Genomic DNA, 24771 nt, shown 5'->3' on the forward strand with positions numbered 1-24771 from the left:
CTCCTCAGGGCTGCAGGGCCAGGAAGGTGGCCGCCGGCCAGCGGTTGCTGCGGCAGGCCGCTGGTGCGCCGCCGCGGGTCAGGCAGGCGTTGACGAGGGCGCTGCCGAAGGGGCCGAAGACGTCCGTTTCGGTCGTGCCGTTGCGCACCACCGCCTCGGTGCAGTGAAAGCGATGGGCCGCCGAGCGCGTGGCACCGCGCGGGCAGTCGCCGTTGCCATTGGCGACTGCCGCCAGTGCCTTGGGCCAGATGGGCAGCGCCAGGGCGACGCCTTCCACCACGGTGGCCCGGTTGGCCGTGCAGACGGCGCCACCACCCGCGTCCAGGCACGCCTGCACGGCGGCAGCCGTGAAGGGGCCGTAGGTCTGGCTGGTGCTCATGCACTGGCGCAGGTGGGCGTCGTAGCGGGTGCCATTGGGGCACAGGGCCGGCTTGGTGGCGTCAGGTGCGGCGGCCGGCACGGCCCAGTTCGCCAGCGTCGAGGTGGGATACAGGTTGCCGGCAAAGATCCAGCCCTCGCGCAGCACGCCATCGGTGTGCGTGTACTCCAGCCGGTAGTAGAGGTTGTTGGCCGAGGCGGTGCCGAACACCTCCTTCACCTGCACCGGCGTGCCCGCCGGGATGGCCACCAGCAACGTGCCGCCGGGCGTGGCGCGCATGTTGAGGTTGGGCACGACCTTCACCCAGTCGCCTGCGTAGGCGATGACGCCCGCCCCAGCCGGGGCCGCGCCCACGGCGACGCTGGCATGGGTGGCCGCGGTGCCGGCATCGATCCAGCCATCGGTCAGCACGCCGTTGACGAGGGCGCGGATGCGATAGAGCCGCGTCTGCTGCGTGGCGCCGCTGACCATGAAGTCCAGCACCTGGTAGGTGCCAGCCGGCGCCTGGCCCAGCACCATGCCGTCGGGCGCGGAGCGCAGGTCCAGCGGCTTGAGCGTGGCGATGGCGCTGGCCAGGGATTGCAGGCCTGGCACCTGGGCGCGGCAGAGCTGGTGCCGGTTGTGGTCGACGCGGCTGAAGCCGGCCGTCTGCGACACGTAGACCTGCGTAATGCTGCCCTCGGCAAATGGCGCACGGCCGGCCAGGCAGGCCGCGTCGCGCACGTCATCCACGCATTCCAGCGTGCTGCCGTTGAGCACGCAGGCCGCGCTGCCCACGAGCAGCAGCTTGCCGGCTTCCACCGTGCCACCGGCGGGCACCGGGCAGCTCGGGCCGTTGTCCATCAGGCAGGCCACGTCGATGCCGGCGGCCTGGTTGAGGTTGGCCACGTCGGGCAGCCACAGGCGGTTGTCGTAGTTGTCGCGGTAGCCGTTGTCCTTGGCCACGTTGGCGTCGGCGGTGTTCTGCCAGCGGCAGACCTTGGTGGGGCCGCCGTTGTAGGCCGACCAGGCCGAGCGCGCCCGGCCACGCCAGTACTCGTCGACCTGCGCCGTGGTGCCTGTCGGCGCGGTGACGCCCCCCAGGCAGGCCGCAGGTGCCGCCTCCCACGCCGCGTAGTAGATGTCGATGGCGTAGGTGAAGTTCTGCATCATGTTCCAGCCCTTGCCTTCCTGGAGCTGGACGAAGTGATAGCGGTCGTCGACCTGCATCATCCCGTGGCCATGGCCGCTGTCGCCGCGCATCATCTTCAGCACATAGGGCTGGCCCGTCGACAGCTGCGCATCGCGGTAGTGCGACCAGAAGGTCTCCTGACGCAGCAGCGCGTAGGTGCCACGCTGGAAGGCCTCCAGCTCGCGCGCCGACACCGCCGGCTTGCGCGAGCGCAGGTAGCGGTCGCTCGCATCGCGGATGACCGGGTACATCGACTGCATGTAGCGCTGGCGCTCCACGGTGAGGCTGGTGGCGGCATCGTTGAAGATGACGCCGGCATAGTTCCCGCGTACGAAGCTGTCAGGACCAAAGGCCGAGGCGTCGCAGCCCGAGGGCGCGCGGCCGTGCGTCCAGCTGCCGCCGACCTTGTTGGTGCAGGCCCAGTCGTTCGGCGTCGCGGTGTAGGCGGCCTGGGCGCTGCCGGCCACGGCCAGCAGCAGGGTCATGAGGAGGTGTCGCATGGCGGTCTCCTCAGGCACGACGGCGGCGTGTGGCGATGGCCAGCAGGCCGCCCAGCATCAGCACCAGGCTGCCAGGCTCGGGCACGGCGGCCACGTCGCCCACCCGCACGGCCCAGGCCTGCGCCAGGGTGTCGGTGGACAGCTGCTCCTGTGCGCCCATGCCCATGAAAAAGGCCAATGCCCAGCCCGGCTCGCTGGCGGTGCTGGTCCAGAACACGGGCCCGATCGGGTTGGCGGGGTCGGCCAGGCCGATGAAGCTGCCGGTCTGCGTGAGGCTGCCGCTGCTGTTGCCCAGGCTCACATGGAAGAGATGGCCGAGCTCCGTGTTGCGGCCGGCGTTGTTCAGGCCGATGTCGGTGGAGCCGTCCTCGGCGTAGTCGAGCTGCAGCGCGATGCCGTTGACGGGCGCCACTGTGGGCAGCCGCCAGTCATCGAAGCCGCCGAAGCTCAGGCCCTCGGCCCAGGCCTTGGCGTCGGCCTGGGTTCGCAACCCACCCAGGGTCGCGTCAGTCAGCCAGGTGAGATCGGTGACGGTGTCGTAGACCATGGTGCCATTGGCCCGCGGCAGCAGGGCGGCCTGGGCGGATCCCAGGGTCAACAAGCCGGCGGCCAGGCCGGCGAACAGCTTCGTCTTGGTCATGTGGGAGCGCGAGCGGGTCGCGTGAGCTGAGGGCGGCACGCATGGTCTGCAAACCCGGCCGGCACGGACCAGCGGGTTAGTCCGCGGCCTGACTGCCAAATCGAGCGGCATGCATAACCCCCATGCATGCGCTGGCGCCGCGCCCGTCGAGCGCCGTCCCTGGCGTCAGCGAGACAATCCGGGGCTCGCACCCGCACCCCCCTAGTTCTTGGTCCCAATGACGATGGCCGACTGGTTCTCCCCCGCCCAACTCTTCGGCTACGTCGCCTTCGTGCTCGGCGTGGGATGTTTTCTGCAGACCGACGACCGGCGCTTCAAGTGGTTCATGGCGGGCGAGTGCGTGGCCTATGTCGTGCACTTCGCGCTGCTGGGCAACCCGACCGCGGTGGCGAGCTCTCTGATCTCGATGACGCGCTCGCTGCTGTCGCTGCGCACCCGGTCGAAGTGGGTGGCGGTGGCGGTGGTGGCGGCCAACATCGGCTTCGGCCTGGCTATCGCCCGCCAGCCGAGCGACTGGCTGCCGCTGACCGCCTCCTGCCTGGGCACCATCGCCCTGTTCACCCTGCAGGGCGTGCCGATGCGGCTGCTGATGCTGTGCGGCACCGGGCTGTGGATCGCCAACAACCTGATCGCCGGCTCCATCGGTGGCACGGCGCTGGAGATCGTCATCGCGGTCATCAACCTGACCACGATCACGCGGATGCTGCGTCAGCGGCCCCCGGAAGCAGCTTGAGCTCGCCCGGCGCGCCGACCCAGCCAGAGCAGGCCGGCCAGCCACAGCGCGGCGGTTGAAGGCTCGGGCACCAGAGAGGGCTCCGGGTCCAGCCAGTTGGCGGCGTTGAAGACGGCGCTGAAGCGGTTGTCCACGAAGGTCGTGCCCAGCACGCTGAAGGTGAAGCCGTACAGCACCACCGGGCTGTCGTTCACGGCGTCGTAGGCGGCATCCATGAAGGCGACCGAGGCGCTGACGCCGGGGTTGGGGTTGCCCGCCGTGGGCGCCTCCCGCTCCAGCTGCAAGAGCAGGTAGTCCACCTGCGACAGGTCCACCGGCAGGCTGGCGAGGCTGCGGCTGGCCAGCGCGTTACGGGTGAACACGCCGTCCTGGCGCGACTGCAGCTCGAAGTTCAGGAACGACGTCCCGGCCAGGTTGGCGGTGTAGCGGATCTGCAGCCGGTCACGGTAGTTGCCGCCGCCATCCGTGCCCACGCTGTTGCTGGTGCCCCCCAGGCCCAGCATCAGCGACTCACCCGCCGCCAGGCTGCTGAAGCTCCACAGGGACAGCACGTTGAAGCCGCGCTGGCTATCCACCAGGCCGAGCGCCGTGCCGGGTACCGCGGTAGTGGCCAGCGACAGCGAACGCGCCTGGAAGGGCGCCGGGGTGAGGTTGGTGGTGTTGTCGACGGCATCGGCGTAGCGGAAGCTCAGACCACCGACCCCGAACTGCTGGCCAAGCCAGTCCGCACCCGCGGCGGGCCGCTCGGCGCCTGCCGAAAACACACCGACGCCCGGACCGTAGACCCCCGCCACCGGGCCGGTCGGTGTCTGGAAGACCAGGCCGGTCGTGGGCGTGCCGTTGGCAAAGAGGTCATCGCTGCCGGTGCGGCTGCTGGCGTTGAAGGTGTCCAGCCCGAAGTAGCGCAACTCATGGCTGCCCCGCGCGTTCGCCGCCGCGCTGCCAGCCAACAACACGGCCAGCACGGCCAGGCGGCCCACCCAGCCTCGCACGGCCCTGGCGCCGATGCCGCCGCGAAGTTCCTGTTCCATGGTTCGCCTCCAGGCTCGCTGCGCCGGATGCTGCGCAGACCGACGTTGAAGAATGCCAAGCGGGAGCCGGACCGTCCTCCTCAAGCCTGTGGAAAGGGCGGCATCGCCGGGAAGCCGCCCATGCCCTACGGCACCTGACGGCTGCCTGCTTAGACTGCGCCGCATGACGACCCTCAAGACCTGGCTTGGCGCCGGCCTGCTGGCGGCCCATGCCGCGCACGCCCAGCCCGAGGCCGACCTGACCCTTGCCTTCACGCTGGAAGCCGGGCTGCCGGTGCTGCAGGCCCGCATCGATGGCCGCGAGGCGCGGCTGCTGATCGACTCCGGCGGCGCCGCGGCCCTGGCGCTGCGGGCCGACTGGGCCCCGGCGGGAGACGCAGCCAGCGCCGTCATGTCGCAGGACGCGCAGGGCCAGCTGCGGCGCAACGACCGCCTGGTGGTGCGTGAGGTGGTGATCGGGCCGCATGCCTTGCCGCAGGCGCCTGCCGCGCAGACCTGGGGCAAGGCCAAGCGCCCGGCGGCGGCCGACGGCTACCTGGGCTGGGGCTGGCTGCGCGAACGGCGTTGGGTGATCGATTACGCCGCGGGCCAGCTGCAGCGACTGGCCCCTGGCTCGCCCTTGCCGGCGGCCTGCGGCGGCGCCCCACTGCCGTTCGACATGCTTGGCAGCCTGGCCGTCGTGCGACTGCAGGCGGCCGATGGCCGGTTGCTGGCGCTCGGCCTGGACACGGGCGCCTCGCGCAACGTCATCACGCCGGGCCTGGCCGAAGCCGTGGCGGGCGGCACGCTCACGGCAGAGCGCCGTGTGCTGCAGGCCGGCCCGTTTGTCAGCGTGCCGCTGCAGGTGCCAGGGCTCGATGGGTTCCTGGGGCAGGACTTCTTCAGCCGCCACCGCGTGTGCATGGACCCTACCCGCCGGGAGCTGCGGGTGCAGCCGTTGGTGGGGTGAGGGTCGCTGACCTCAACGGTTGGTGGAGTAGTTGACCGGGAACCAGTCGTAGCCCTTGCCATCGGCGCGCAGACGGCCGATGCCGGGGAAGCTGACGTGGGTGATGGCGACGTAGTAACCGTCGCGGGCCGCAGCGGCGAACGCCGCCTCGCGCGCCGGGCGGGCGGTGGCCGGGTCGCTGTCGAACTGCACGGTCACCGCGGGCTCGGGGAACTGCACCGCCGCGACGTGCATCAGGTCGCCCCAGAACATCATCTTCTGGCCCTTGCTCTCGGCCACGTAGTTGCTGTGGCCGGGCGTGTGGCCGTAGGCGGGGAAGGCCTTCACACCGGGCACGATCTCCACGCCGCCCTGCTGGCCTTCGAAGGGCTTGAAGCGGCCGGCGTCCGCAAAGCCCTTGACCAAGGCCGCGATGGCCTTGCCGCCGTCGCCGCCCTTGGCGACCTGCTCCGGCGACAGCCAGAAATCGCTGTCGCGCTTGTCCAGGCGCAGCGTGGCATTGGGGAAGACGCTGCTGGAGGCGCCGCCGATGTGGTCGCCGTGCATGTGGGTGATGACGATCTCGTCGACCTGCTCGGGCGTGTAACCCGCTGCCTTGAGGTTGGCCACCACGCGGCCGGCCGTGGGGCCGAACAGGCCGGCGGTGCCGGTGTCCACCAGCACGACTTTCGTGCCGGTGTTGACCAGGTAGGCATTCACCGAGGTCTCCAGCGGCACGCCGAGGTAGGCGTGCTGCAGGGCACGCAGGGTGTTGGCGGGCGGCTGCTGCAGCAGCTTGTCCACCGGCAGGTCGATGGTGCCGTCGGACAGTGCGGTGATCTCGAAATCACCCAGTTGCACGCGGTACCAGCCCGGCGCCTGGCCCTTGAGCTGGGGCCCGGCGGCCAGCGCGGGCGCAGCGCAGGCGAGGGCGAAGAAGGCGGGCATCAGGCGCTTGAGCATGGTGTTCTCCGGGGGTGAGGGGACAAGGCGGCGCAGGATAGCGGCGGCCCGTCACCCTTGCAGCCCCCAGGGTGTTGTCCAGACAGCGGACACCCGCGCCGCCCGCTTTTGACTGGATTCCAGACATCATCCACCCTTCGGCGTGCCAAAACACGGGTTAGCTCGCAAGGGTTTGCCAGAGGTTGGCCCCTCATTGGCGCAGGCATGGCTTTTGCGCTGACAGGCCTTGGCACCCGAACACAACAACCAGGAGACAAGCCATGACCCGACGCCGCCTTGCCGCGCCTTCGCCGCTGCATTTCGCCATCCTCGCCGCGCTGGGCGCGGCGCTGCCCGCCCAGGCCCAACAGGCGACCGCCGAGACGGCCGTCACCACGCTGGACACCGTCAAGGTCACGGCGCGCAAGCGCGAGGAGTCACTGCAGGACGTGCCCGTGGCCGTGACGGCGCTGACCGCCGAGCAACTCGACAAGCTCGCCATCAAGGACCTCGGCGACCTGCAAGGCCAGGTGCCCAACCTCACCATCTACGCCGCCCGCGGCAGCAACACCACCATCACCACCTTCATCCGCGGCGTCGGCCAGGCTGACCCGCTGTGGGGCGTGGACCCGGGCGTGGGCATCTACTTTGACGACGTCTACATCGCCCGCCCGCAGGGCGCACTGCTGGACGTCTACGACGTGCAGCGCGTGGAAGTGCTGCGCGGCCCCCAGGGCACGCTCTACGGCAAGAACACCATCGGCGGCGCGGTGAAGTACGTCTCCAAGCCGCTGCCCACCAGCACCGAGGGCTCGGTGACGCTGGCGGTCGGCAACTACGGGCAGGTCAACGCCAAGGGCGGCGTGGGTACGGCGGTGAACGACGGCCAGGTGCGCTTCCGCATTGCCGGCGCCAGCCTGAACCGCGACGGCTACGGCAAGAACCTCACGGATGGCAGCCCGGTCAGCGACCAGGCCACCACCAGTGGCCGCGTGTCGCTGGGCTGGTTCCCCACGGGGTCGAGCTTCAACGCGCTGGTGTCGGTGGACCGCACCGTGGACGCCTCGCATATGCGCGGCTTCCAGCGCCTGAACGTGAACCCCTTCGACCCGGCCAAGACGCCCGCCACCACCGGCCGCTACGACATCGCCACCGGCATGCCCAACGCCAACCGCACCACCAGCGAGGGCGAATCGCTGACGCTGAACTGGGGCGTCACGAGCGACTGGAGCCTGAAGTACATCCTGGCCCATCGCGCCTCCGACACCAACACGTCCATCGACTTCGACGGCCTGCCCAACAAGATCGCTGACGTTCGCGCCGAGTACCACGACAGCTCGCAAAGCCACGAAATCCAGGCCGCCTACGAAGGCCAGAACAGCTCCGGCGTCATCGGCCTGTACTACTTTGACGGCCGCGCCGGCGGCACGGTGCGCAACAACTTCTTCAACCTGAGCTTCGGCACCACCAACGGTCAGGTCTACACCGAGGGCAAGGCCATCTTCGGCGACTGGAGCTGGCGCCTGACGCCGCAGTTCAGCGTCAGCACGGGCCTGCGCTACACCGACGAGAGCAAGCGCGCCGTGGTGCTGAACCAGGCCTTCGCCAACGACCAGTTCAGCGGCACCCCCATCGCCGTGCCGGCCAACTTCGACAAGACCCGTTCGGTGACCAACACCTCCCCGCGCGTGTCGCTGGAGTACAAGGCCAGCAACGCCATCAAGCTCTACACGACCGCGTCGCGCGGCTTCAAGAGCGGCGGCTACAACATCCGCGCCAACACGCTCGCCTTCCCGTCGTCGGGCCGGCCGTTCGAGGACGAGAAGCTCGACTCGCTGGAGGTCGGCGCCAAGATGATCCTGGACGGCGGCCGGCTGGAGCTGAACACCGCCCTCTTCCACAACAAGTACAAGAACGTGCAGCTGTCGGTGTTCACCAGCTACACCCAGGCCAACGGCCAGCCCGGCTTCTTCGGCGACTTCACCAACGCCGGCAAGGCCACGGTGCAGGGCGCCGAGGTCGAGTTCCTGTGGACGCCGACAACGGCCTGGCGCCTCAGCGGCAACCTGGCCACGCTGGACGCCAAGTACGACGAATACATCGACCGCGGCGTGAACGTGGCCGACCAGAAGAAGTTCACCAACACGCCCAAGTTCCAGGCCAGCGTGAACATCGAGCACTACCTGCCCCTGGCCGTGGGCACGCTGCGCTCGCGCCTCGGGGTCAGCCATCGCAGCAAGGTCTACCCGACGACCGACCTCGCCGAGTCGCTGGCGCAGGAGGCCTACACGCTCGTGAACGCCGGCCTGATCTGGGAGAAAGACAGCAAGCTGAGCTTCTTCCTGCAAGGCGCCAACCTGACCAACAAGGCCTACAAGACCGACGGCTACAACATCGCTGCGCTCGGCGTGCTGAACGCCTACTATGGCGCGCCGCGCACCTTCACCGTCGGTGGCACCTACAAGTTCTGACGTGAACCGCAGCGGTTTGGAGGGCGGCCCGGCGGGCCGCCCTTTTCCACGTCAGGGCCTGCGGCAGGAGGGACTCTCGCCACGGTACATTGCGCCAGCCATGCCCCTGTCCAAAAACCAGACACCCGCCGCGCTCGACATCCCCCAGGACGTCGACGGCCTGCTGCGCCTGGCCGCGCAGTCGATGTTCGACGTGCTGGCCCGCTCCACCGAAGGGATGATGGTGGTCGACCGTGACCACCGCGTCGTGTGGATCAGTGAGGGCTACAAGCGCTTCCTGCCCGCGCTCGGCTTCAGCGACGAGCACGAGTTCGTGGGCAAGCGCGTGGAAGACGTGGTGCCCAACACCCAGATGCTGCAGGTGCTGGAAACCGGCAAGCCGGTGCTGGTGGACCTGCTCACCAACAAGGCCGGCACCTTCCTCGTGAGCCGGCTGCCGCTGCGCAACGAGGGCGGCGAGGTGATCGGTGCGCTGGGCCTGGTGCTGCTGGACCACCCCGAAACCACCATGCAGCCGCTGATCACCAAGTTCGCGCGGCTGCAGCAGGAGCTGGAAGACACCCGTCGCCAGCTGGCCGCGCAGCGCCGCCCCAAGTACACGATCGCCAGCTTCATCGGCGCCAGCCCTGCGGCGCTGGAGGTCAAGCGCCAGGCACGCCGCGTGGCGCAGACCGACTCCACCGTGCTGCTGCTGGGTGAGACCGGCACCGGCAAGGAGCTGCTGGCCCACGCCATCCATGCCGCCTCGCGCCGGGCGCACCGGCCACTGGTCAGCGTCAACATCGCCGCGGTGCCCGAGACGCTGCTGGAGGCGGAGTTCTTCGGCGTCGCCCCGGGTGCCTACACGGGCGCCGAGCGCAAGGGGCGCGATGGCAAGTTCAAGCTGGCCGACGGCGGCACGCTCTTCCTCGACGAGATCGGCGACATGCCGCTGGCGCTGCAATCGAAGCTGCTGCGCGTGCTGCAGGAGCAGGAGGTCGAGCCGCTGGGCAGCAACACGGTCATGCGCATCGATGTGCGGGTGATCGCCGCCACCAGTCGCGACCTGGCGGCCATGGTGGCCGCCGGCAGCTTTCGCGCCGACCTCTACTACCGGCTCAATGTGCTGCCCATCCGCGTGCCCGCGCTGCGCGAGCGGCTGGAAGACATCGAAGCCCTGGCGGAAGCCCTGGGCGAAGACATCGCCCGGCGCAGCGGCATGCCGCAAAAGCTGCTCAGCCCCGATGCACTCGAATGGCTGGGTCGCCAGGCCTGGCCTGGCAACATCCGCGAACTGCGCAACACGCTGGAGCAGGTCAGCCTGATGAGCGATGACCTGCAACTGACCGCCCGCCACTTCCAGGGCGAGGCCCTGGCCCCGCTGGCAGCGCAGGCCCCCGCCGCGCCGCCCCCCGCCCCGTCAACGCCCACCAGCACCGGCGTGACCACGGCCCAGGCGGTGGCGCCGCTGCCGGAGCTGATCGAGGCCCTGGAGCGCGACGCGATCGCCCGCGCGCTGCAGGCCACCGGCGGCAACCGCATGGCGGCGGCCCGGCTGCTGCAGATCTCGCGCGCGTCGCTCTACGAGCGCCTGGCCAAGTGGCCGGATCTGGAATCGAAAGTCCAGGTTTCAGGCAACGCCTGAATTTCAGACACTCCGCAGGTGGCCGACCGCCCGAAACCTCGGGTCAACCCGCAGGAAAAACGCCCCCGGCGCCCCTTCCCCGCCGGGCACGGGCCTTGCACAAGAGGAAGACACCGTCTGCCGACAGAGCAGACCCGACAAGACCAGGAGACACGCCCATGCGCTTCACCACGCGCCGATTTGCCCTCGCCGCCGCCACCCTCGCGGTCGCCCTGCCCGGCCTCACGATGGCCGCCGGCAATGAGATCCGCATCGCCCACGTCTACAGCAAGACCGGCCCGCTGGAGGCCTACGGCAAGCAGACCCAGATCGGCCTCATGATGGGGCTGGACTACGCCACTGGCGGCACGATGATGGTCGCGGGCAAGAAGCTCGTCGTCATCGAGAAGGACGATCAGGGCAAGCCCGACGTGGGCAAGAGCCTGCTGGCCGCAGCCTACGGTGACGACAAGGCCGACGTCGCGGTCGGCCCGTCTTCCAGCGGCGTGGCCCTGGCCATGCTGCCCGTGGCCGAGGAGTACAAGAAGATCCTGCTGGTGGAGCCCGCCGTGGCCGACTCCATCACCGGCGACAAGTGGAACAAGTACATCTTCCGCACCGGCCGCAACTCCTCGCAGGACGCCATCGGCAACGCGGTAGCCTCCGACATCGCGGGCCTGAACATCGGCATCCTCGCGCAGGACTACGCCTTCGGCCGTGACGCCGTGAAGGCCTACAAGGAGGCCCTCAAGAAGGCCAAGATCGTCCACGAGGAGTACCTGCCCACGGCCACGACCGACTTCACCGCCGGCATCCAGCGACTGGTGGATTCGCTCAAGGACAAGCCCGGCCCCAAGGTCATCGCGGTGGTGTGGGCGGGTGCCACCACGCCCTTTGGCGCCCTGGCGGCGCTGGACCTGCAAAAGCGCTACGGCATCGCGGTGGGCTCGGGCGGCAACATCCTGCCGGCCATGGCGGCCTACAAGCAATTCCCGGGCATGGAAGGCGCCACCTACTACTACTTCGGCATTCCGAAGAACCCGGTCAACGAATGGCTGGTGGCCAACCACTACAAGCAGTTCAAGGCGCCGCCGGACTTCTTCACCGCGGGCGGCATGAGCGCCGGCATCGCGCTGGTGGAGGCCCTCAAGAAAACGGGCGGTGACACGGCGACGAACAAGCTCATCAAGACCATGGAAGGCATGAGCTTCGAGACGCCCAAGGGCAAGATGACCTTCCGCGCCGAAGACCACCAGGCGATGCAGTCGATGTACCACTTCCGCATCAAGATCGACCCGGCCTTCCCGTGGGGCGTGCCGGAGCTGGTGCGCGAGATCAAGCCGGAAGAAATGGCCGTGCCGATCCGCAACAAGCGTTGACAGCCCACCCCCTACCGACTTCGTCGGCCCCCTCAAGGGGGCGCTGCCAGTGGCCCGGCAAAGCCGGTTCCACGGCAGCCGCTGAGTCATTCACCACGCCCCTGCAGTGCTCGAAACCAAGAACCTCACCATCCGCTTCGGCGGCCATGTGGCCGTCGATGGCGTGAGCTGTGCCTTCCAGCCGGGCACGCTGACCGCCATCGTCGGCCCCAACGGCGCGGGCAAGACGACCTACTTCAACCTCATCTCGGGCCAGCTGGGTGCGAGCAGCGGCGAGGTGTGGCTGGACGGTGAGAACCTGACCGCCCTCGGCGCCCCGCAGCGCACGCGGCGCGGCCTGGGCCGGGCCTTCCAGCTGACCCAGCTCTTCGCCCACCTGACCGTGCTGGAGAACGTGCGCCTGGCGGTGCAGGCACGGCGCGGCCTGGGCCTGCGGCTGCTGTCGGTGTGGCTGTCGCACCGCGACCTGATCGACGAAGCCGAAGGCATTCTGAAACGCGTGCGGCTCGACCACCGTGCCACCGACCTCGCCGCCAGCCTGCCGCATGGCGACCAACGCAAGCTCGAAGTGGCCCTGCTCATCGCACTCGACCCCAAGGTCTACCTCTTCGACGAGCCCACCGCCGGCATGAGCGTGGACGAAGTGCCCGTGGTGCTGGACCTGATCCGCGCGCTCAAGGCCGAGAAGCGCCACACCCTGCTGCTGGTGGAGCACAAGATGGACGTGGTGCGCGAGCTGGCTGACCGCATCATCGTGCTGCACCAGGGCAAGCTCGTGGCCGACGGCGACCCCGCCACCGTGATCGCGTCGCCCGTGGTGCAAGAGGCTTACCTGGGGGTGGCGGCATGAGCGCGTTGCTGACCCTGCAGGGCGTGCACACGCATGTCGGGGCGTACCACATCCTGCATGGCGTGGACCTCACCGTGCCGGTGGGCGAGGTGACGATGCTGCTGGGCCGCAACGGCGCCGGCAAGACCAGCACGCTGCGCACGCTCATGGGCCTATGGACGGCGAGTCGCGGCACCGTCACCTTCAAGGGTGAAGACATCACCCACCTGCCGACCCCCGACATCGCCGCCCGCGGCATCGCCTACGTGCCCGAAACCATGGGCATCTTCGGCGAGCTCAGCGTGGCCGAGAACCTCCTGCTGGCTGCCCGCTCCGCGCGGCGCATGGCCGACCTGGATGCGGCCCGGCTGGACTGGCTCTTCAGCCTCTTTCCGGCACTCAAGACCTTCTGGCACCACCCAGCCGGCAAGCTCAGCGGTGGCCAGAAGCAGATGGTCGCGATCGCCCGCGCGCTGGTGGAGCCGCGCGAGCTGCTGGTCATCGACGAACCGAGCAAGGGGCTGGCGCCGGCCATCGTGGCGAACCTGATCTCGGCGTTGCGCGAGTTGAAGGCGACGCGCACGACCGTGCTGCTGGTGGAGCAGAACTTCCGGGTGGCTGCCGAACTGGGAGATTCCGTGGCCGTGATGGACGACGGCCGCGTGGTGCATCGCGGGGCAATGGCGGAGCTGATCGAGGATGGGTCGTTGCAGCAGCGGTTGCTGGGGTTGGCGTTGGGGGCGCATCAATGAGTGCTCGGGGCGCTGGCCGCTTGGCTTGTTTTGCTGCTTTTGCCGCTTTTGCGAAGAGCCTTTGCAGCTCGGTGCACCGTGCCGGGAGTTCGCCCCGGCGGGCGAGTAACTTTCTTCTGCTGCGCCAGAAGAAAGTCACCAAAGAAGAGGCGCTGAACCGCAAGTCGCCTCTGGCCTGCGAAGGAAATCGCGCGAAAACAGGCGCTCGGAGCCTCAGCCGAGGCGAGCCGCTGCGCTCTCGCTGCTGTCCCTATCCAGAGCCCGACGCCGCCACCGCTTGTGCGGTCAACGTCGGCTGCACGCCGAACTCACGAGTTGAAGTCAAGCGCCGTCGACGGCGCGTCGTGGCGCTTGGTGCATTCACTGGTGAGCCCGGCGTGCAGCCGGCGTTAACGGGCGTGAAGGTGCGATGGATGGCGCTCGTGACAGGGACAGCAGCGAGAGCGCAGCGGGTCGCTTCTTCGCAGTCCACGAGCGAGAGTTTTCGCGCGCGAGCTTCAGCACCAGCCCGATGGCTTGCGGTTCAGCGCCTCTTCTTTGGTGACTTTCTTCTGGCGCGACAGAAGAAAGTTACCCGCCCGCCGGGGCGGACTCCCGGCACAGTGCACCGAGTCCAAAGGCTCCCCGCAAAAGCGACCGAACAACCGGCCTACCGAGTCGAACGGCTCTACGCAAAAGAATCTCTCGAAGGCGGCAGCCCATGAAGCTCGACCCCAAACCCCTCGCGCTGCTCACAGCCCTCATCCTGCTGGCCCTGCCCCTGACCGGCAGCCCCAGCACCTGGCTCAACCTGACCCTGGCCGGCCTGGCCATGGGCCTCATCATCTTCGTCATCGCCTCCGGCCTGACCCTGGTCTTCGGCCTGATGGACGTGCTGAACTTCGGCCACGGCGTGTTCATCGCGCTGGGCGCGTTCATGGCGACAACGGTCCTGGCAGCGCTCGCGCCGTGGGCGGGCAGCCCTGACGTGCTGGCCAACCTCGCGGCGCTGGCCGCCGCCTGCCTGGCCGGCATGGCGATCGCCGCCGCGGTGGGCCTGGTGTTCGAGCGGGTGCTGGTGCGGCCCGTCTACGGCCAGCACCTCAAGCAGATCCTCATCACCATGGGCGGCATGATCATCGGCGAGGAGCTGATCAAGGCAACCTGGGGCGCCCAGCTCATCCCGCTGCCGCTGCCCGAGGCGCTGCGCGGCATCTTCCTGCTGGGCGACGTGGCGGTGGAGAAGTTCCGCGTGCTGGCCATGCTCGTCGGCGTGGTGGTGCTGGCCGGCCTGCTGCTCGTGCTCAACCGCACCAAGATCGGCCTGCTCATCCGCGCCGGCGTGCAGGACCGCGAGATGGTCGAGGCCCTGGGCTACCGCGTGAGGCGCCTGTTCGTGGGCGTGTTCGTGGCCGGTTCGGCGCTGGCCGGGCTGGGTGGCGTGCTATGGGGGCTGGTGCAGCAGGGCGTCACGCCGCAGATCGGCGCGCAGGTCAATCTGCTGCTGTTCATCGTCATCATCATCGGCGGGCTGGGATCAACCGTGGGTTGCCTGGTGGGTGCGCTGCTGGTGGGGCTGGTGGCCAACTACGTCGGCTTCCTTGCGCCCAAGGCGGCCCTGTTCTCCAACATCGGCCTGATGGTGGCGGTGCTGCTGTGGCGCCCGCAGGGCCTCTACCCGGTGGGAGCCAAGTGATGCGCGCCCTGCTCTCCCACGACCTGCCGCGCAGCCGCCTGCTCGCGGCGCTGCTCATCGCCTGCTTCGTCGGGCTGCTGGGCGCGCCCTTCATCTTTCCGGGCACGCAGGCACTCAACGTCGCCGCCAAGGTGCTGGTGTTCATCCTGCTGGTGGCGAGCTATGACCTGCTGCTGGGCTACACCGGCATCGTCAGCTTCGCGCACACGATGTTTGTCGGCATCGGTGCGTATGGCATTGCGATCGCGTCCACGCGGCTCGGGCCCGACTGGGCGTCGCTGGCCATCGGCTTCGTGGCGGCGCTGGCGCTCAGCGCGGTGCTGGCCCTGGCGATGGGCCTGGCCAGCCTGCGCGTGAAGGCCATCTTCTTCGCGATGATCACGCTCGCCGTGGCCTCGGCCTTCATGACGCTGTGCTCGCAGTTGAGCGACATCACGGGCGGCGAAGACGGCCTGAACTTCCAGTTGCCCGAAGCGCTGCGGCCCTCCACCGAGTTCCTCGAAGAGCCGGTGCTTGGCGTCATGATCGACGGCCGGCTGCTGACCTATTACGGCCTGTTCGTCGCGGTCACGGCGCTGATCCTGCTGCTGCTGCGCATCGTGAACTCGCCCTTCGGCCGCGTGCTGCAGGCCATCCGCGAGAACGAGTTCCGCGCCGAGGCCATCGGCTACCGGCCGGTGGTCTACCGCACCGGCGCCAACGTCATCGCCGCGCTGCTGGCCTGCTGCGGTGGCGCGCTGCTGGCGCTGTGGCTGCGCTACACCGGGCCCGAGACGGCGATGAGCATGGAGATCATGCTGGACCTGCTGCTCATCGTCGTCATCGGCGGCATGGGCACGGTCTACGGCGCGGTCATCGGCAGCGTGCTCTTCATCGTGGCGCAGAACTACCTGCAGGCCCTGCTCAAGGGGGCCGGCAGCTGGGTGGAGGGCGTGCCGGTGCTGGGGACGCTCATCTCACCCGACCGATGGCTGCTGTGGCTGGGCTTGCTGTTCGTGCTGGCCGTGTACCACTTCCCGGGCGGCATCGTCGGCCGCTTGCGACTGGCCGCGTGGGCCCGCGCGCGGAGAACGCCAACATGAGATCGCGCTACGTCACTTGCCTGGGCCGCGAACTGCACCTCACCGAATGGGGCGACCCAGCCGCGCCCACCGTCATCGCCTGGCACGGCCTGGCCCGCAGCGGCCGTGACTTCGACGACTTCGCCCGCGCCCTGAGCCCCCGCTGGCACGTCGTTTGCCCTGACACCCTGGGCCGTGGCCTGTCGCAGTGGGCGGTAGACCCGGCCAAGGAGTATTGCCTCGCGTTCTACGTCGAGCAGGCTGAGGCCTTGCTGGACCTGCTCGGCCTGGCCAAGGTCCACTGGGTGGGCACGTCAATGGGCGGGGCCATCGGCACGCTGGGCGCCGCCACGCGGCTGCGCGGCCGCATCAAGCGCCTGGTGCTCAATGACAACGGCCCCGAACTGGCCGCGCCGGCCCTCGCACGCATCCAGGCCTATGCCGGCCAACCGCCGAGCTTCATCACCGTCAGCGAGCTGGAGGCCTACTTCCGCCTCATCTATGCCAGCTTCGGCGCCCTCAGCGATGCGCAGTGGCTGCACCTCACCGAGACCTCGCTGCGCCGCCTGCCCGACGGCCGCGTGACACCGCACTACGACCCCGCACTGGTGCAGCAGTTCGCGCACCACCCTGACGACTACGGCCTGTGGGCCGCCTGGGACCAGCTCGACCTGCCGGTGCTGTGCCTGCGCGGCGAGGCCTCCACGCTGCTGACGGCCGAGACCGCCCAGGCCATGCGCGAGCGGGGGCCGCGGGCGGCCGTGGCGCTCATCCCAGGCTGCGGCCATGCGCCCGCGCTGAACACGCCGGAGCAGATCAGCCTCATCGAACGGTTTCTTCAAGTTGACCGTACCCCGTGAATGCCCGTAAGCCAGCGTAAGGCCCCAAGCCCTAGAGTCGCCCAGCCACTGCCCCAAGCCCATGAGTGATTTCATTCTCGAAACGCAGGACCTGACCAAGGAGTTCAAGGGCTTCACCGCCGTGGACGCCGTCAACCTGCGCGTGCAACGCGGCCACATCCATGCGCTGCTCGGCCCCAACGGTGCCGGCAAGACGACCTGCTTCAACCTGCTCACCAAGTTCCTGACGCCCACGCGCGGGCGCATCGTGTTCGCTGGCCACGACATCACCCGCGAGACCTCGGCCCAGATCGCCCGCCGCGGCGTGATCCGCTCCTTCCAGATCTCCGCCGTGTTCCCGCACCTCACGGTGCTGGAGAACGTGCGCATCGGCCTGCAGCGCTTCACCGGCACGAGCTTCCACTTCTGGCGGGGCCTGACCGGCCTGAAGACGCTCGACGCCAAGGTGCTGGCCCTGCTCGAACTCGTCGACCTGCGCGACATGGCCCACCTCAAGGCCGCCGACCTGCCCTACGGCCGCAAGCGGGCGCTGGAGATCGCCACCACCATGGCCATGGAGCCGCAGCTCATGCTGCTGGACGAACCCACGCAAGGCATGGGTCACGAAGACGTGGACCGCGTGACCGCCCTCATCAAGCGCGTGGCCGAAGGGCGCACGGTGCTGATGGTGGAGCACAACATGAAGGTGGTCGCCAGCATCGCCGACCGCATCACGGTGCTGGCCCGCGGCGCGGTGCTGGCCGAGGGCGACTACGCCACCGTGTCCAAGCACCCCGCGGTGTTGGAGGCGTACATGGGCACTGAGGCGACTGAGTTGCAGGGGGCGCATTGAAGTCCTTGGTGGTCGCCGCCATGCACGACGCGGGTCCGCTCGCGGACAGCCGTCGAGAGGCTCTTGCCAAGAGCCTCTCGACTCGGTGCACCGTGCCGGGAGTCCGCCCCGGCGGGCGGGTAACTTTCTTCTGCTGCGCCAGAAGAAAGTCACCAAAGAAGAGGCGCTTAACCGCAAGTCATCGGGCTGCTGCCAAGGCTCACGCGCGAAAACTCTCGCTCCGCTGGTTCGCCGAAGCGACCCGCTGCGCTCTCGCTGCTGTCCCTGTCACGAGCACCATCCATCGCACCTTCACGCCCGTTAACGCCGGCTGCACGCCGGGCTCACCAATGAATGCAGCTGCCGCCACGACGCGCCGTCGACGGCGCTTGACTTCAACTCGTGAGTTCGGCGTGCAGCCGACGTTGACCGCACAAGCGGTGGATGACTCGGGCTCTGGACAGGGACAGCAGCGAGAGCGTAGCGGCTCGCCTCGTCTGAGGCTTCGAGCGTTCGTTTTCGCGCGATGTCCTTCGCAGGCCACAGGCGACTTGCGGTTCAGCGCCTCTCTTTTGGTGACTTTTCTCTGGCGCGACAGAGAAAAGTTACTCGCCCGCCGGGGCGAACTCCCGGCACGGTGCACCGCGCTGCAAAGGCTCGCGCCACAAGCATCACAAACGCAAGTGCACCGAGCTGCAAACGCTCCCGGCAAGACCAACCCAACGCCCAGCGCTGCCTGACCCATGGCCACGCCCGCCCTCGACATCACCAACCTCCACGCCTGGTACGGCGAAAGCCACATCCTGCACGGCATCAACCTGCGCGTGCAGCCCGGCCAGGTCGTCACCTTGCTCGGCCGCAACGGCGCCGGCCGCACCACCACGCTGCGGGCCATCATGGGCCTGACCGGGGCGCGCAAGGGGTCCATCAAGGTCCATGGCGAAGAGACCATCGGCCTGTCCACCCACCGCATCGCCCAACTCGGCATCGGCTACTGCCCCGAGGAGCGCGGCATCTTCGCCAGCCTCACGACGGAAGAGAACCTGCGCCTGCCGCCTCTGCTCAAGAGCCGCCGCGGCAAGGTCATGAGCGAGAGCGAGATCTACGCGATGTTCCCCAACCTCGCGGAGCGGCGCGCCAGCCCCGGCACACGGCTGTCGGGCGGCGAGCAGCAGATGCTGGCGGTCGCGCGCATCCTGCGTACCGGTGCCGACATCCTGCTGCTCGACGAAATCTCCGAGGGCCTCGCGCCGGTGATCGTCCAGGCCCTGGCACGCATGATCCGCGAGCTCAAGAAGCAGGGTTTCACCATCATCATGGTCGAGCAGAACTTCCGCTTCGCTGCGCCCCTGGCCGACCACTTCATCGTCATCGAGCACGGCGAGGTCGTGCTCTCCTTCCCCGCCGCCGACCTTCCCGCCCACCAGGCGCAGATGGACGAGCTGCTCAGCGTCTGAACCAACAACCCACTGGAGACATCATGAAGAAGACCCTCATCGCCACCGCCTTGGTCACCGCCGGCTTCGCCGTGTCCATGAACGCACACGCGCAAATCTCGGGTGACGTCATCAAGATCGGCTTCCTGACCGACATGTCCAGCGTCTACGCCGACATCGACGGCGCCGGTGGCGTGGAAGCCATCAAGATGGCGATCGCCGACCTCAAGGGCGTGGCCGCGGGCAAGAAGGTCGAGCTGATCTTTGCCGACCACCAGAACAAGGCCGACGTCGCCTCCGCCAAGGCCCGCGAGTGGATCGACACCCAGGGGCTGGACCTGCTCATCGGCGGCACCAACTCCGGGGCCAACCTGGCCATGGCCACGGTGGCGGCCGAGAAGAAGAAGCCCTTCATCTCCATCGGCGCCGGCAGCTCCGCGCTCACCAACGCCAACTGCACGCCCTACACCATCCACTACGCCTACGACACCGTGGCCCTGGCCAACGGCACGGGCGGCGCAGTCACCAAGGCCGGCGGCAAGAACTGGTACTTCCTGACGGCCGACTACGCCTTCGGCCAGGCCCTGCAGGCCGACACCACCGCCGTGGTGCAGAAGAACGGCGGCACGGTGAAGGGCAGCGTCAAGCACCCGCTGAACGCGAGCGACTTCTCCAGCTTCCTGCTGCAGGCGCAAGGCTCGGGCGCGCAGATCCTGGGCCTGGCCAATGCCGGTGGCGACACCATCAACGCCATCAAGGCCGCAGGCGAGTTCGGCATCACCAAGAGCATGAAGCTCGCCGGCCTGCTGATGTTCATCAATGACGTGCACTCCCTGGGCCTGAAGACGACCGAAGGCATGTACCTGACCGACTCCTGGTACTGGAACCAAAGCCCCGAAGCCCGCGCCTGGAGCCGCCGCTTCTTCGAGAAGATGAAGCGCATGCCCTCGTCGCTGCAGGCGGCCGACTACTCCGCCGTGACGCACTACCTGAAGGCGGTGGAAGCCATCAAGACCGACGATGCGGACAAGGTCATGGCCCAGATGAAGGCCACGCCCATCAACGACTTCTACACCAAGGGCACGATCCGCAAGGAAGACGGCCGCGGCATCCATGACATGTTCCTGATGCAGGTGAAGTCGGTGAAGGAGTCCACCGAGCCCTGGGACTACTACAAGGTCGTCGCCAAGATCCCGGGCGAAGAGGCGTTCACCAAACTGGCCGACAGCAAGTGCCCCCTGGTGAAGAAGTAAGAACACAGCCACAGAGGCACAGAGCCACAGAGAAGCCCCGGCGCTTCTCTGCGTCCCGATCTCTCTGTGCCTCTGTGTCTCTGTGGCGTATTCCTGAGACGCGCACGACATGACAGAACTGTTCGGCATTCCCCTCCCCGCCCTGCTCGGCCAGCTGCTGCTCGGCCTGGTCAACGGCTCGTTCTACGCGATGCTGTCGCTGGGCCTGGCGGTCATCTTCGGCATGCTCAACATCATCAACTTCGCCCACGGGGCGCTGTACATGATGGGGGCCTTCTTCGCCTGGATGGGGCTCGAGTACCTGGGCCTGAACTACTGGGTCATGCTGGGCCTGGCGCCAATCGCGGTGGGCCTGGTCGGCATCGTGATCGAGCGCACCATGCTGCAGTGGCTCTACAAGCTCGACCACCTCTACGGCCTGCTGCTGACCTTTGGCATCACGCTGGTCATTGAAGGGGTCTTCCGCAGCTTCTACGGCGTCTCCGGCCAGCCCTACCAGGTGCCGGAGCAGCTCACCGGCGCCACCAACCTCGGCTTCATGATCCTGCCCAACTACCGGGCCTGGGTGGTGGTGGCGTCCCTCATCGTGTGCTTCGCGGTGTGGGCCCTCATCGAGAAGACCTCACTCGGCGCCAAGCTGCGGGCCGGCACCGAGAACCCCAAGCTCGTGCAGGCCTTCGGCATCAACGTGCCGCGCATGGTCACGCTCACCTATGCCGGCGGCGTGGCCCTGGCGGCGTTTGCCGGCGTGCTGGCCGCCCCCATCCTGCAGGTGTCGGCGTTGATGGGCAGCAACCTCATCATCGTGGTGTTCGCGGTGGTGGTCATCGGCGGCATGGGCTCCATCCTGGGTTCCATCCTCACCGGCCTGGGGCTGGGCATCGTCGAGGGTCTGACCAAGGTCTTCTACCCCGAGGCATCCAACACCGTCGTGTTCGTCGTAATGGCGATCGTCCTCCTCGTCCGTCCCGCCGGCCTCTTCGGTAAAGAGAAATGACTTCAACACAGCCACAGAGGCACAGAGACTCAGAGAGGCTGCGCATGCTCAAGCGGCCAACCGGCCTCTCTGTGTCTCTGTGCCTCTGTGGCTGTGTTCCTGCCTGACTGCGACAACCATGCCTTCCTCCCCTCGCGCCACCCTGCTCGGCTACGCCGCCCTCTTCATCGGCATCGGCCTGCTGCCGCTGCTGGGCGCCTATCCCGTGTTCGTGATGAAGGTGCTCTGCTACGCCCTCTTCGCCTGCGCCTTCAACTTGTTGGTGGGCTTCACCGGGCTGCTGTCCTTCGGGCATGCCGCCTTCCTGGGCACGGCCGGCTATGTGACCGGCCATGCGCTCAAGGTCTGGGCGCTGCCCACGCCGGTGGGGCTGTTGCTGGGCATGGGTGCCGCGGCGGCGGTGGGCCTGGTGTTCGGATTGCTGGCCATCCGGCGCTCGGGCATCTACTTCTCGATGATCACCCTGGCCCTGGCGCAGATGCTGTATTTCTTCTTCCTCCAGGCGCCCTTCACCGGCGGTGAGGATGGACTGCAGTCGGTGCCGCGCGGCAGCTTCCTGGGGCTGAACCTGGAAAACGACCTCACCTTGTTCTACGTCGTGCTGGGCCTCTTCGTCGCGGCCTTCTGGCTCATCTACCGCATCGTGCATTCGCCTTTCGGTCAGGTGCTGACTTCCATCCGCGAGAACGAGGCCCGCGCTACCTCGCTGGGCTACGACACGGCCCACTTCAAGCTGCTCGCCTTCGTGCTGTCGGCCGCCCTCGCCGGCCTGGCGGGCTCCACCAAGACGCTGGTGCTGGGCTTCGCCACCCTCACCGACGCGATCTGGACCACCTCGGGCCTCGTCATCCTGATGACGCTGGTGGGCGGCATGGGCACGCTGCTCGGGCCCATGGTCGGCGCGCTGGTCATCATCGCGCTCGAGAACAAGATCGGCGACTTCGGCACCGCGCTCGCCGACCTCACCGACGTGGCCTGGTTCAACGGGCTGGGCGAATCGGTCAGCCTCGTGACCGGGCTGATCTTCATCGTCTGCGTGCTGGCCTTCAGGCGCGGTTTGGTGGGCGAGGCGATGGCGCTGTGGGAGAAGCTGCAGGCGCGGGGGCGCTCGCCGGGGTCGCAGGCTTCCGCCTGAACACCAGCACATTGCCCGCCATCACGAGCACCAGCCCAACCAGGGCCGGTGCTGTCCAACGGTAGCCTTCCGCCCAGGCCGACACGTTCAGCGCCACCACCGGAAACACCACCGTGCTGTAGGCCGCCCGCTCGGGGCCCAGGCGCCCCACCAGCGTCAGGTACGCCGTGAAACCGATGACCGAGCCCGGGATGGCCAGGTAGAGCAGCGCGCCCACGTACCGCGGGCTGGTGTCGAACGCCCAGGGCACGCCGGCCACCGCGGCATAGCCCACGAGCAGCACCGTGCCCACGGCCATGCCCCAGGCATTGGTTTGCACGGGCTTGAGCCCCTGGCCCTGCAGCGCAGCCGACAGCAGGTTGCCCGTGGAGAAGCACAGCGTGCCCCCCAGCGCCCAGGCCAGCCCCGCCAGCGTCGCCGCCCCTGCCTGGTGCGCGGTGATCTCGGGCCAGAACAGCAACAACAGCCCGGCCAGCCCCAGCGTACCGCCACCCAGCACCTGGGGCGCCACCACGCGGCCATGCACCACGCGGGCCAGCAGCGCATTCCACAGTGCCGCACTGGAGAACACCACCGCCACCAGGCCGCTGGCGATATGCCGGCTGGCGTTCAGGAAGCAGACAAAGTTCAGGCAGAACAGGCACAGCCCCTGCGCCAGCACCCACAGCCGGGCGCGCCCGCGCGGCAGCACCAGCTGGCGCCGCCACAGCAGCCAGGCGAACAGCACCGCAGCCGCCAGGCCGAAGCGGTAGGCAATCGACAGCGCGATGGGCACCTCGCCCAGCTGCCACTTCAACGCGATCCAGGTGGTGCCCCAGATCAGCACCACCAGTCCATACAACAAGGCATTCATGCCGCCAGCATCGCGGCGGCGGGCGTGCGGCGATTGCATATTCCTGCGGTTGCTTGCGCGCGCCCCACGCACGGCGCCCGGGTCGGCCCTAGCATCTCGGCATGGCCGACCTCACCGCCGCCGTCACCGCTGACCTGCCCGTCTTCGACGTGCTGGGCCGCTCCAGCGCACGCCGCGAGCGCGAACTGGCGCTGCCGGGTGCGCTGCGCCTCGTGCAATGGCGCAACCAGGGCGGCCGCATGGACTACCAGCGGCCGGGCCACCACACGCTGTCGGTCTATCTGCAGGGCGGCACCGACACCCACCTCATCGAAACACCGCGCGAGACCGGCCACCCCGGCTGCCACTGCATCCTGCCCGCCGAGCATGAATCCCGCTGGAACGTGGCCGGGCCGCTGCGCTTCGTGCACCTCTACCTGTCGGAGGCGAGTTGGGCCGACCGCATCGTGCGCCTGCTGGATGCCGAGCCCCGCGCACTGACGCTGGAGCAGCGCATCTTCGGCCAGGACGCCACCCTCGCCGCCTGGGCCCAGGGCGTGGCCGCGCTCGACTGGACCCACCCCGCCGATCGCCTGCAGGCCGACGTGCTGACCCAGGCCGCACTCGACCACCTCGTGCTGCAGGCGGCGCGGCCAAGGCAGCGCGAGCGCGCCGGGAAGCCGGCCGGCGGGCTGTCCAGCGTCGCCCGGCGGCGGGTGCTGGCGTTTGTCGATGCCCACCTGGACAGCAGCGACCTGAGCCTGCCGCGCCTGGCCGCCGAGGCGCATCTGTCGGAATTCCACTTCGCACGCATGTTCCGGATCAGCCTGGGCTGCAGCGTGCACGACTGGGTGGCCACCCGGCGGCTGGCCAGCGCCCGCGAACTGCTGCGCGCCACCCGCCTGCCGCTGGCCGACATCGCCGCCGCCTGCGGCTATGCCAACGCCAGCCACCTGAGCCGCGCGGTGAAGGCGGGCACCGGCGCGACGCCCGGCCAGTGGCGCCGCAGCAGCACGGGATGAGGCCGGCAGCGGCTGGCGCCGCGGCCTTGCTGCCAGCACGTCGTCAGGATGCACATCCGAGTTAGGGGGGCCACCGCGGCGGGAACAGGCGCACCATGCCGGCCATGGTCACGTCACCCCGCTTCACGTTCATCGCCACGCTGGTCGTGGCGGTGGCGGCGGTCGTGCTGACGCTGGTCGTGACCGTCGACAGCGACCCGCCCGTGCGCCTGGCCAGCCAGCTGCCGCCGCCCCAGCGCTGAACGCCGGCCCGCGCGGCGTGACAAACGTCGCCCCTTCGCCACCATCGACGGCCCCGTTCGCGATCTCGACACGCCGGGGCGCGATGATG

General features: G+C 68.6%; 22 protein-coding genes. 17 read left to right on the top strand and 5 right to left on the bottom strand.

Annotated features, from left to right (window positions below):
• Positions 1-4: 4 nt before the first annotated feature.
• Both CDO81_RS16135 and CDO81_RS16140 read right to left on the bottom strand, forming a co-directional pair.
• A complete protein-coding gene (locus CDO81_RS16135) occupies positions 5-2050 on the bottom strand; it encodes a hypothetical protein (RefSeq protein ID WP_144397277.1) in 2046 nt (681 codons plus the stop codon).
• A 10-nt stretch (positions 2051-2060) separates the two neighbouring features.
• Positions 2061-2690 carry an Lcl domain-containing protein gene (locus CDO81_RS16140; protein ID WP_158218309.1) on the bottom strand — a complete coding sequence of 210 codons (630 nt, stop codon included), beginning with the start codon at positions 2688-2690 and terminating at the stop codon, positions 2061-2063.
• Between the two features lie 223 nt (positions 2691-2913).
• Here CDO81_RS16140 and CDO81_RS16145 point away from each other — a divergent pair, with 223 nt between their 5' ends.
• The gene (locus CDO81_RS16145) at positions 2914-3423 is read left to right on the top strand and encodes a YgjV family protein (RefSeq protein ID WP_088484459.1); all 510 of its coding nucleotides are present in this window, start codon (positions 2914-2916) and stop codon (positions 3421-3423) included.
• On the opposite strand, the gene CDO81_RS16150 is transcribed toward CDO81_RS16145, so the two are convergent.
• Positions 3399-4454, bottom strand: a complete 1056-nt coding sequence (locus CDO81_RS16150) for a hypothetical protein (RefSeq protein ID WP_088484254.1) — start codon at positions 4452-4454, stop codon at positions 3399-3401. The two genes, CDO81_RS16145 and CDO81_RS16150, sit on opposite strands and share 25 nt — an antisense overlap.
• A 163-nt stretch (positions 4455-4617) precedes the next feature.
• Between CDO81_RS16150 and CDO81_RS16155 the strand changes: the two genes are divergently transcribed.
• Positions 4618-5403 (top strand): pepsin/retropepsin-like aspartic protease family protein, encoded by a 786-nt coding sequence (locus tag CDO81_RS16155; protein ID WP_088484255.1) that lies wholly within the window; start codon positions 4618-4620, stop codon positions 5401-5403.
• Between the two features lie 12 nt (positions 5404-5415).
• Here the strand turns inward: CDO81_RS16155 and CDO81_RS16160 are convergent, their stop codons facing one another.
• The gene (locus CDO81_RS16160) at positions 5416-6345 is read right to left on the bottom strand and encodes an MBL fold metallo-hydrolase (RefSeq protein WP_206602115.1); all 930 of its coding nucleotides are present in this window, start codon (positions 6343-6345) and stop codon (positions 5416-5418) included.
• Positions 6346-6605: 260 nt separating this feature from the next.
• Here CDO81_RS16160 and CDO81_RS16165 point away from each other — a divergent pair, with 260 nt between their 5' ends.
• The 13 genes from CDO81_RS16165 to CDO81_RS16225 all read left to right on the top strand — a co-directional run bounded on the left by CDO81_RS16165 (position 6606) and on the right by CDO81_RS16225 (position 22586).
• Positions 6606-8795, top strand: a complete 2190-nt coding sequence (locus CDO81_RS16165; RefSeq protein WP_206602116.1) for a TonB-dependent receptor — start codon at positions 6606-6608, stop codon at positions 8793-8795.
• 100 nt (positions 8796-8895) lie between these two features.
• On the top strand, positions 8896-10419 hold the full coding sequence (locus tag CDO81_RS16170) for a sigma-54 interaction domain-containing protein (RefSeq protein WP_088484256.1): 1524 nt from the start codon (positions 8896-8898) through the stop codon (positions 10417-10419).
• A gap of 158 nt (positions 10420-10577) precedes the next feature.
• Entirely contained in the window at positions 10578-11777 is a 1200-nt protein-coding gene (locus CDO81_RS16175; RefSeq protein WP_193466509.1) for a substrate-binding domain-containing protein, read from the top strand.
• 106 nt (positions 11778-11883) lie between these two features.
• Positions 11884-12627: an ABC transporter ATP-binding protein gene (locus tag CDO81_RS16180; RefSeq protein WP_088484257.1), complete on the top strand. Its 744-nt coding sequence runs from the start codon at positions 11884-11886 to the stop codon at positions 12625-12627.
• Positions 12624-13358 carry an ABC transporter ATP-binding protein gene (locus CDO81_RS16185; RefSeq protein ID WP_088484258.1) on the top strand — a complete coding sequence of 245 codons (735 nt, stop codon included), beginning with the start codon at positions 12624-12626 and terminating at the stop codon, positions 13356-13358. The genes CDO81_RS16180 and CDO81_RS16185 overlap by 4 nt, the downstream gene beginning before the upstream one ends.
• 700 nt (positions 13359-14058) lie before the next feature.
• Positions 14059-15033, top strand: a complete 975-nt coding sequence (locus CDO81_RS16190; RefSeq protein WP_088484259.1) for a branched-chain amino acid ABC transporter permease — start codon at positions 14059-14061, stop codon at positions 15031-15033.
• The gene (locus CDO81_RS16195) at positions 15030-16115 is read left to right on the top strand and encodes a branched-chain amino acid ABC transporter permease (protein WP_206602117.1); all 1086 of its coding nucleotides are present in this window, start codon (positions 15030-15032) and stop codon (positions 16113-16115) included. The genes CDO81_RS16190 and CDO81_RS16195 overlap by 4 nt, the downstream gene beginning before the upstream one ends.
• The gene (locus CDO81_RS16200; protein ID WP_088484261.1) at positions 16112-16954 is read left to right on the top strand and encodes an alpha/beta fold hydrolase; all 843 of its coding nucleotides are present in this window, start codon (positions 16112-16114) and stop codon (positions 16952-16954) included. Before CDO81_RS16195 ends, CDO81_RS16200 begins: the two co-directional genes overlap by 4 nt.
• Before the next feature lie 61 nt (positions 16955-17015).
• A complete protein-coding gene (locus tag CDO81_RS16205; RefSeq protein WP_088484262.1) occupies positions 17016-17786 on the top strand; it encodes an ABC transporter ATP-binding protein in 771 nt (256 codons plus the stop codon).
• Positions 17787-18508: 722 nt separating this feature from the next.
• Complete coding sequence (locus tag CDO81_RS16210) at positions 18509-19222, top strand: ABC transporter ATP-binding protein (protein WP_088484263.1); 714 nt, start codon at positions 18509-18511, stop codon at positions 19220-19222.
• 23 nt (positions 19223-19245) lie between these two features.
• The gene (locus tag CDO81_RS16215; protein WP_088484264.1) at positions 19246-20454 is read left to right on the top strand and encodes an ABC transporter substrate-binding protein; all 1209 of its coding nucleotides are present in this window, start codon (positions 19246-19248) and stop codon (positions 20452-20454) included.
• 109 nt (positions 20455-20563) lie between these two features.
• Positions 20564-21451, top strand: a complete 888-nt coding sequence (locus CDO81_RS16220; protein ID WP_088484265.1) for a branched-chain amino acid ABC transporter permease — start codon at positions 20564-20566, stop codon at positions 21449-21451.
• A gap of 118 nt (positions 21452-21569) precedes the next feature.
• Positions 21570-22586 (top strand): branched-chain amino acid ABC transporter permease, encoded by a 1017-nt coding sequence (locus CDO81_RS16225; RefSeq protein WP_088484266.1) that lies wholly within the window; start codon positions 21570-21572, stop codon positions 22584-22586.
• Here CDO81_RS16225 and CDO81_RS16230 read toward each other — a convergent pair.
• Positions 22498-23439, bottom strand: coding sequence for a DMT family transporter (locus tag CDO81_RS16230; protein ID WP_088484463.1), 942 nt, complete (start codon positions 23437-23439; stop codon positions 22498-22500). The genes CDO81_RS16225 and CDO81_RS16230 overlap by 89 nt on opposite strands.
• Positions 23440-23540: 101 nt before the next feature.
• On the opposite strand from CDO81_RS16230, the gene CDO81_RS16235 reads away from it, so the two are divergent.
• Positions 23541-24440 (top strand): helix-turn-helix domain-containing protein, encoded by a 900-nt coding sequence (locus CDO81_RS16235; RefSeq protein ID WP_088484267.1) that lies wholly within the window; start codon positions 23541-23543, stop codon positions 24438-24440.
• Positions 24441-24544: 104 nt separating this feature from the next.
• Complete coding sequence (locus tag CDO81_RS28135; protein WP_158218310.1) at positions 24545-24682, top strand: hypothetical protein; 138 nt, start codon at positions 24545-24547, stop codon at positions 24680-24682.
• Positions 24683-24771: the final 89 nt, after the last annotated feature.

The sequence above is a fragment of the Roseateles puraquae genome (assembly GCF_002205845.1).
Taxonomy (GTDB): Bacteria; Pseudomonadota; Gammaproteobacteria; order Burkholderiales; family Burkholderiaceae_C; genus Pelomonas; species Pelomonas puraquae.